The organism is Saccharopolyspora sp. 7B, assembly GCF_020177435.1.
Classification (GTDB): Bacteria; Actinomycetota; Actinomycetes; order Mycobacteriales; family Pseudonocardiaceae; genus Saccharopolyspora_C; species Saccharopolyspora_C gregorii.
Map to the genome: position 1 here is coordinate 1 of NZ_JAIUKC010000268.1, position 2,961 is coordinate 2,961.

A 2,961-nucleotide genomic window follows, 5' to 3' on the forward strand; every position below is an offset into this window, starting at 1 on the left:
CCCCCCCGCGCGGCCGCGGCCGGGCCCGCCGGCGGCGCGCCGCCCCCCCCCCCCCCCCCCCCCCCCCCCCCCGGGGCGCCCCCCCGGGGGGGGGCGGGGGGGGGGGGGGGGGGGGGCCCCCCCCCCCCCCACGGCCTGACCTCCCCATCACCTTTCGTCCGGCCGCAGCGGATCGCCCCGCTCCACGGCGGTGCGCCCCCGGCCTTCCGGCACGACCGCGATGTCGCCCGCCTGATCGGTGCGGTGGATCCGGGCGCCCATCCGTTGCAGCTCGCCGAGGATCAGCGGGCTGGGATGACCGTAGTCGTTCCCGGCTCCGACGCTGATCACCGCCAGTTGCGGGCGCACTCGCGCGAGCAATCTCGGCGTCGTGAACCGGGACCCGTGGTGGGGCACCTTGAGCACCTCCGCCCGCAGGTCCGCACCTGAGGCGAGCAGCGCTGCCTGACCTGGCAGCGCGACGTCCCCGGTCAGCAGCACCCGCCCCGCCGGAGTGGTCGCCTTGACCACCAGCGAGGCGTCGTTGGCGTCCTCCGCCGAGTTGCTGCGCGCGAGCGCTCCTCGGGGGCCGAGCACGTCGAGCACCAATCCCGGCCACCGCAACCGCTGGCCCGCCCGCAACGGGACGACGGGTGTGCGGTGGGCGCGCGCGGTCGCCCGCACCTCGCGAGCCGCCCAGGCCGGTTCGCCCAGCGGTCCGACGGCGCCCGCGCCGACCTGCCGCCCGGACAGCACCGCCGAGATGCCACCGACGTGGTCGGCGTGCAGGTGGGTCAGCAGTACCAGCGGGACGCTGCGGATCCGCAACCGGCGCAGGCACTCGGCCATCGGTGCCGGGTCCGGTCCGGTGTCGACCACGACCGCTTCCCGGTCCCGGCCGGTGGCCAGCACCAGCCCGTCGCCCTGTCCCACGTCGCAGGCGACCAGCGACCACCCCGGCACCGGCCACGGGAACACCTGGTGGCGGACCGGGATCACCACCACCACGACGACCAGCACCAGGCTGGTCAGGACCAGCCGAGCGATGCGCCCGCGCAGCACGATCAGCAGCACCAGCGCGAGCACCGCCAGCGAGGTCCCGCCCACCACTCCGGACGGCCAGTCGACGGCGGCTCCCGGCACGGCCGCCGAATGCCGGGCGACCGCGAGCACCCATTCCAGTTCGGGCCCGGCCAGCCACACCAGCGCACCGGCCAGCGGCGCGCACCACGGGACCACCACCGTCGCCGCGACCCCGAGCACCGTCGCGGGTGCCACGAGCGGCCCCGCCAGCAGGTTCGCCAGCACCGCGACCAGGCTGACCTGCCCGGAGATCGCCGCCACCAGCGGTGCCGTGACCAGGTGCGCCGCCGCCGGTACCGCGAACGCCTCGGCGAGCCCGACCGGAACTCCCCTGGCGTGCAGCGCCGCCGACCAGCCGGGTGCCAGCAGCACCAGCCCGGCCGTCGCGGCCACCGACAGCGCGAACCCCGCCGTGGTCGCCAGACCCGGTGCGAGCAGCAGCAGGCCGATGACGCTGCCCGCCAGCGTCGGCAGCGCCGAGCGTTCCCGGCCCAGCGCCAGGGCGAACAGCGTGATCGCGCCCATCACCGCGGCTCGCAGCACACTCGGTTCCGGTCCCGCGAGCACCACGAACCCCGCCATCGCCGCCCCCGCGCCCAACGCGCACGGCACCGGCCCCGCGCCGAGCAGGCGCAGCACCAGCAGCACCGCCCCGCACACGATGGCCAGGTTCGCCCCGGACACCGCCATCAGGTGCGTCAGCCCGGAGGTCTCGAACTGCTCCACCACCTCCGGTGGCAGCAGTCCGGTGTCGCCGACGACCAGGCCCGGCAGCAGGCCCGCCGCTTCCGGCCCCAGCACGGTCCGGGAAGTCGAGCGCAGCCCTTCCCGCAGGTCCTCCGCGATGCGCTGCCAGCCGGGCGGTGGGCGCACCCGCTCCGGTGCCCGCCCGACCTGGACGGCGGCGGTGAGCAGTTCCCCGCCGCGCGGCGGCACGGCCCGACCGGTGGCCGTCACCTCCTGGCCCGCGATCAGCGAACGCCACGGTTCCGTCGGAACCAGCAGCAGCGCTCGGCCCCCGACCGCGGTCCGCCTGCCGTCGACGTGGACCGAGCGCAGCCGCACCTGCACCACCGAGCGGTCCTGGGCGCGCCGGGCGCCGTAGGACGCTCCCCGCAGCGGCTTCGGCCGCGAGGTGAGCGATGCCCGAACCTCGACCCGGTCGCCCTGCTGCGCGGCGAGGTGCAGCGGGTGCACGGCGGTCGAGTGGGCGCGGACGCCCACGCCGGTCGCGGTGATCCCGGCCAGGACCAGCACCGCCAGCAACCCGTTGCGCCAGCGCCGGATCCGCCGAGCCCGCACCAGCGGCAGCAGCACGACCGCGGCGATCGCCAGCGCTGCCGCCACTCCCCACCCGCCGAGCAGCCCGGCCAGCGTCACGGCCCAGGTCACCACGGCCGCGGGCACCAGCCGCAGGTCGAGCACACCGGTCCGCGGGTACGACGTGACCTTCACACCTGGACCAGGTCGCGCAGCTTGGCCAGCTTGGCCGCGCCGATGCCGTCGACGTCCTGGAGTTCGTCGACGGAGCCGAAGCGGCCGTGCTCGGTGCGCCACTGCACGATCCGCTTCGCGGTGACCTCGCCGACTCCTGGTAGTGCATCGAGCTGCTCCTCCGTGGCGGTGTTCAGGTCGGTCTTGGCCGCCGCCCCGGAGCCGGGTGGGCTCGCGGCCTGGCCGGTGTCCGCGCCGGGCGGTACCGGGACGGCGACGTAGAGCTGTTCCCCGTCGGTGAGCCGGCGGGCGAGGTTGAGCGCGGTGATGTCGACCTCCGGCCCGGTGGTGCCACTGGCGGCGCGCACCGCGTCGGCGACGCGGGATCCGGGTGGCACCGCGACCAGTCCGGGGCGGGTCACCTCGCCGACGACGCTGATCACCAGCTCGGGCGGGGGTGGTGGC

Annotated in this window: 2 protein-coding genes; both read right to left on the minus strand. The window is 76.7% G+C overall.

Annotation, left to right across the window (positions count from 1 at the left end; genetic code table 11):
• Nucleotides 1–147 precede the first annotated feature (147 nt).
• Entirely contained in the window at nucleotides 148–2,517 is a 2,370-nt protein-coding gene (locus LCD33_RS28440; RefSeq protein WP_224978493.1) for a ComEC/Rec2 family competence protein, read from the minus strand.
• On the minus strand, nucleotides 2,514–2,961 hold a 448-nt coding region (locus LCD33_RS28445; protein WP_224978494.1), incomplete at its 5' end, for a ComEA family DNA-binding protein. The genes LCD33_RS28445 and LCD33_RS28440, both read right to left, overlap by 4 nt.